Origin of the sequence: Nocardia cerradoensis NBRC 101014 (assembly GCF_000308535.1) — a bacterium.
GTDB classification, from domain to species: domain Bacteria; phylum Actinomycetota; class Actinomycetes; order Mycobacteriales; family Mycobacteriaceae; genus Nocardia; species Nocardia cerradoensis.
The window spans coordinates 1-4,910 of sequence record NZ_BAFW01000323.1 but is presented as its reverse complement, the minus strand read 5'-3'; the positions used below and the strand labels follow the sequence as shown (position 1 = coordinate 4,910).

Below are 4,910 nucleotides of genomic sequence, written 5' to 3'. Positions count from 1 at the left end.
CGCCGGCGCGGGCTCGGCTCCCGGGCGCTCCGCGCTCGCGGCCGGGTCACCGGGCGCCGCGCCCAGCACCCCGCAGCGGCCGGTGGTCCACACCGCCGATGCCTGGTAGATCACGTTCTTCACCAGCGTGGCCGCCGCCATCGACTGTCCCACCTCCGCGAGCGCGATCTGACTGGCGCAGTCGACCGCGGCACCGGCATTGGTCGTTCGCAACGCCGGCAATTGGTACGGCGCGGACTGCATCGCCGTCAGGCAATCGCGCTCCCACCCCGACACCTCGGAATCGTCGGGGGCGATGGTGAGTTCGGCGAAGGGGTTGGTGGTCGGAATATCCGACGGCCGGATCGTTTCGGTCGTTCCGATGCTCGTGCCGGTGTCGGTGGTGCTCTGCTCGTCCGGCCCGAGCGCACTGTCGCACTGGTACCGGAAATCCGCCGAGGCCGCCGAGCCGGAACTGTCGGTGGCGACCACCAGCACGGTGGCCAATCCGAACAGTGCCGCTACCGCGAGCAGCCCGATCCACACCCACGCCGGGATCAACGAAAGGAGTATGAACCGACCCAGCATTGCTTACCTTCCGACCTCGTCCTACGGCTGCAGATATCTCGCGACCTCGGCCATTCGGCTCTGCCAGTTGGGGTTGGCGTTGTTCTGGCCCCTCGGGGCCACCGAGTTCCAAGGAGTTCCCTGAGCACCGCTGGCCCAGTGGTCGGTATTCACCGCGTCGAAGACCAGCGTTCTGAGGTCTCTGATCCGGTTGGCATCGGTCACATCCTCCATCAGATGTTCCGTCGATTTCTGGATGAGTTTGGCGTGCTCGTTGCCGATCCACTGGCTCATTCGAGCCGCACGTTCGCGAGACAGCCGGGTAGTTCCGTCGATTCCCACGCTTTGCAGGTGCTGAGCGGCTCTGTTGGTGGCGAGAGCGCCCGCATTGAGGTCGTCGCCATCGATGACAGCCTGCAGTGCCACCATCTTTTCTTTCGTGGGGTTCAGCATGTAGTCGTCGACGAAATCCCGCTCGACGCCTGATGCCGCCCCGCCGTCCAAGGCGACACCGCCGCGTTTGATCCGCCGGAACGTACGCGATGCCTGTTCCAAATTCGCGAAATCGGCGGCGGTTTCCACCGCATCGCCCTTCCCGTTGACGAGCAGACGCGCCGAGTTCTGAGTCCGGCGCAGCGCGGCGACCAGCAGGCTGAGGTCCTTGTCCGCCACACTCTCACTGCTGGCGTTCTCGGCGATTATCTTCCGGGACCGTCCGACGATGTGGCCCAGTCTGTCGTTCTTCAGCCCCGCACCGAGCATCGCGCCGTGCGAGTCGGCGATGCCACCATCTGCATCCAGCACACCCTGTATCGCGCCGGCCATCCCGCGGATGGATTCGATTCCCCGGGAACCCCCGTATGCCCGTGCGCCTTTGCGCGCCTCCTGGCTCAAGGCCTCCCACTTCGCCATCGACTGGACATACCAGCCCCGCTTACCGCCGAGTCGATTCTCGTCCACCCACACGCCGGCCTGCGCTTCGGTCATCAACTTCTTCAGCTTCGACTGCGGATGAAACCCGCCCGGAAGGGCGCCGAGCATCCATTCGGTCAGAGGCGAATTCGAGATGGTGCTCGCGCCGGCCATGACGGCCATCATCGTTCCGCTGCCCAACTTGTGGTGCGCGCCCATCTCGCCCATCCCCAGCGCATGACCCCCGCCACCACCGCCGCCACCGCCGCGCCCCGGGTTCTGGATGGCGATCGCGAATCTGTTGGCCACCCATTCGTTTCCGCTGTCCAGGCTGGCGGTCAGGCGCTTGAACTGGAGGAAGCCCACGATCATGACGAGGGCGCCGATGACGAACACCGACATCTCCTGGCCCTTGGCCTGCCGGAACAGTTCTCCGAAGAACAGGAGATAGACCCCCAGTGCGATGATCTGGACGCACATGCGCACCGCGGACATCATGCCGTGCACGACCGCGCGCACGGTGAACGTCTGGGTCGGGCCGTAAACCAGTCCGCCACCGGCGAATCCGAAGATCGTCATGATTCCCCAGTACACCGAGTCCAGGGCCGACCAGATGATCTTGAGCGACAGATAGGCGGCGAAGATGAGCAGAATCGTCGCGGTGATCAGCAGCAGCAGACCGGCGCCGATCTGCCCGAAGCTCGGGTTGTCGGCCGCACGGGCAGCAGCCTGGTCCCCGCACGACTTCATCCCGTCCTTGATCTTGCCTTCACTGCCCGACCGCACACCGGCCGACCAGGCCGCCGCGCATCCGGGCCGATCGTCGACGACGTGGCCGAAATTCCACACCTGCAACGGGCGGCGCGCGAAATTGTCGGCCATGTCCTCCTGCAGGGTCGGCACCATGGTGGACGGATCGGGATTGCTGTTGCCGTTCAAGCCCGCCGACACCGACAGTCCGACATTGCGTCCTTCGGCCAGCAGCCCGTGTGAGGACAGCACCTCACCGAGCGGATCGGACAGGTAGACCGGCCCGATCACCGCGACGACGAGCATCGTCAGTACTTGGACCACGGCCTTGGCGTGAAAACCGCGCTGGAAGAAATAGGCGGCGAAGAAGGCGCCGAAGGATGCGAAGGTCGCCAACATGATCGGCGTCGCCAGCTGTCCGGACAGGGCGTGCGCCACCCCGTTCAACGGTGCGCTGAAGACATTCATCCAGCCGAAGTCGAGTACCCAGCCGACCATCCAGGTCGGCAGGGTGACCAGCACCATGAAGAAGGCGAACAGCAGGCCGAGCACGATCGCCAGTCCGGTGTTGCCGGGGTGCAGGATGCCGCCGTGGTTGGTCGCGTAGACGTAATCGGCGAGCGAAACTCCGTAGGAGTCACGAACTTTCGTCCAGCCCAGCGCGCTGTTGCCGCCCGGCCCCTCGGTCTCGGTCTCCACGGCCGCGGTGGCGACCGCGCCGACCACCATCGGGACGACCAGGAAGACCACCACGACGATCGCCGACCAGGTGATCCACCGGCGCCGCCGGGTCGAGGTCAGCCGGCGCCAGCAGCGGCGGGCGACCACGCGCGGTTGCCACTGTTCGGCGTCCCAGAACTCGAGCTGCCGGGAGGCGTCGAACAGTCGCGGACCGCGAGGGCGGTCGAGAGCGGTGCTAGAGGTACTCATCCGGACTTCCGCTCACACCGAAACCTGCCGGGCCACCGCCGACCGGCGCGCGCCGGCTCCCGCGGTCTGCGGCGTACTGCCGATCGCCTCCGCGCGATCCGGCCGGGCGGGACCGAAGACCTTTCCGCGGCCGATGCGGTTGAGCGCATCGCGCATGAACATCTCGCCGCGGCGTTCGTCCGGCACGGTGCGTCCCGGCCCGCTGGGCGGTGATGTCTCCTCCCGCAGCACCTGCAGCAGGAACGGAGTCTCGTCCAGGTCGACGCCCAGCCACTGCAAACTGTTGCGCGCCAGCGTTTCGTCGCGCTGCCGGAAGACGAAGCGGTTCGGGATCAGGTTGTGTGCCGCGCCCTGGAAGTCGGTGGCCGGATCGTGAGAGGCCAAACCGATGGCGGCCAAATGCTTTCGGCCGTCGCGGCTGAAATCGGACGTGACGGCCGATCCGACGTGGGTCTGGGTGAAGTGGTGGGCCTCGTCCCCGACGAGGAGTCCGAACCGGCCGTTGTCGGACAGAAACGCCTCGCGCGCGGCGACTCCCACGAGTTCGTAGAGTGCGGTGCCCAGCCGCTTGGTCAGCGGCAGCCGGTTGTAGAGGTGCGGGGTGGTCAATTCCTCGGCGGTGGGCAGCGCCAGATTGTGGCTGCGCACCACGGTGGCGGCGGCATCGAGCCGCAGCACCGGCAGCGTCGGATCGAACAGCACCGGAACCCGATCGAGAATGGTGCCCAAACGCGCGGCCAGATCCGCGAATTCGTCACCGGCGCCGCTGTCGCGCAACCGGCAGACCACATCGTGCAGGTCCAGCATGCTGCGAATGCCGTGTTCGGCGATGCCCCGAGGCGTGAGCAAACTGCTCATGGCCGCACCGGCTCCACTGGTCGGCGACAGATCCAGCAGCGGCAGAATCGAATCCAGGGTCCGCTCGCCGGCGACCCGGGGTGCGAACAATCGCAACGGGTCGAGGGAGACGGTCGGATTACTCAGATCGATGACGACGGCATTGTCGATGGAGGCGGCGAAGTATTCCCACTCCCCCACCTGACTGCGGTCGATGGCGAGAAACTGCCCGCCCATATCGTGCACGAGCACGGCCATCAATTTCAGGAAATACGACTTACCCGAACCCAATTCGCCGGTGACGGCGAACGACGCGGACAGATCGTGCAGCGCCGCCTCCATGATCCCGAAATGGATCGGCTCGTAATTGCCCGAGAGCAGATTCACCCCGATGACGGGCCCGCTGTCGTCACCGATCTGACTGGTGGTGAACGGTACGAACCCCGCCCACATATCCGAGGGCAGGATGTGCGCGAAGTCGTCGTAGGCCCGGCGGTGCGGGCTGCCGGGGATCATCATCGACCACAGATCGACCTGCGCTCCCAGCGGTGCGGTCATCTCGACCTGGAAACGCTTGTAGCGCCGCTTGAGCGTGTTGACGGCGTCCATCGTGGTTTCGTGCGAGTCGCTGCCGACCGCGATCACCGTCGTGAACGACACCTCCGATTCACCGCTGTTGACCTCGAAGTGATGGTTGTACTCGGCGAGCATCGACGCCTTGGACATCAGGGTGTTCTGCGCGAACGAGATCTCCTGGTCGCGCTGATCCATCTGTTCGCCGAGGCGGCGCAGATTCAGTTCATTGCTCTTGAGCACGGCTTCGGCCGGTTTGGTCGATACCCGCATCGCCCAGTCGACCGTGACGTCGTCCAGTCCTTCGAGCACACCGAGGAATTCGCTGCCACCGGGAAAAGGCATGCCGCCGTAGGGAAATG

General features: G+C 65.6%; 3 protein-coding genes. All 3 read right to left on the bottom strand.

The genetic code is table 11. The features are described 5' to 3' along the window. A partial coding sequence (locus tag ON23_RS28545; RefSeq protein ID WP_157170306.1) for a hypothetical protein occupies positions 1-540 on the bottom strand: 540 nt, incomplete at its 3' end. Between the two features lie 48 nt (positions 541-588). Then, positions 589-3,138, bottom strand: a complete 2,550-nt coding sequence (locus tag ON23_RS28540; protein WP_039782052.1) for a hypothetical protein — start codon at positions 3,136-3,138, stop codon at positions 589-591. A gap of 12 nt (positions 3,139-3,150) precedes the next feature. Continuing rightward, on the bottom strand, positions 3,151-4,910 hold a 1,760-nt coding region (locus ON23_RS28535; protein WP_039782050.1), incomplete at its 5' end, for an ATP-binding protein.